Genomic DNA, 722 nt, shown 5'->3' with positions numbered 1-722 from the left:
GGCGATTGTCCAAATGCTCAATTTGGCTGTAGCTCGCGCAGCGTCACATTCGCAGTCGGGAACCCCGTCAAGACAAGAGGAAGGCAGCCAGCGAGGCCACGTCCGTCGCGCAGTGCCCGCCATACAGCGGATGCCATTCGGTTTTGACGCCGCGCTTGCGTGCCATATCGACGAGCCGCTGGGAGCCTTCGAAGTTGCCATAATCGTCATACAGGCCGTTTGAAAGGTAGAGCGCCGGATAGGCTGGACCGGCCCGCTTGATCAGGGAGAGCGGCGATATGCGCTGCCATTCATCATCGTTTGACGCATATCTGAGCGCCATCATCCATACGCCGAAGATGATCTTGGGATTCGCCCCCGTGCGCTCCATTGTGGTGCGGATCGTGGACAACGATGCAAACGGCGAGGTCGAATAAACGCCAGGACATAGGGCCGCGACCTTGGCAAACCGCGACGGATAGGACAGCCCGGCGATCAGGACGTTGAGGCCGCCCATCGACTCTCCCACCAGGAGGCGACGACGCGGACTCCCGATCTTCGCCTCAATCGCTGGCAGACGGGCCATCAGATCGTTCAGCAAGCCGCTGTCGGGCTTCTCCCCTTTCGGGGTCAGCAGCCAGGTCGGGCCATAGGACAAGGTCACGACGGTCGGCGGCAGCTCGCGGCGGCGCTGCCAGTCCGACTGGATCAGAGCTGTCATGTAGGTGTCGTCGTTCCAGATG

At 61.5% G+C, this 722-nt stretch carries 1 protein-coding gene; it reads right to left on the bottom strand.

Annotated elements, in window-relative coordinates; genetic code table 11:
* Nucleotides 1-67: 67 nt before the first annotated feature.
* Nucleotides 68-722 (bottom strand): alpha/beta hydrolase-fold protein (locus H926_RS0101495; RefSeq protein WP_028657431.1); only part of this gene is annotated, 655 nt, incomplete at its 5' end.

The organism is Novosphingobium sp. B-7 (assembly GCF_000410615.1).
Classification (GTDB): Bacteria; Pseudomonadota; Alphaproteobacteria; order Sphingomonadales; family Sphingomonadaceae; genus Novosphingobium; species Novosphingobium capsulatum.
The sequence above is the reverse complement of the archived record's forward strand: the minus strand, read 5'-3'. Positions and strand labels throughout refer to the sequence as shown.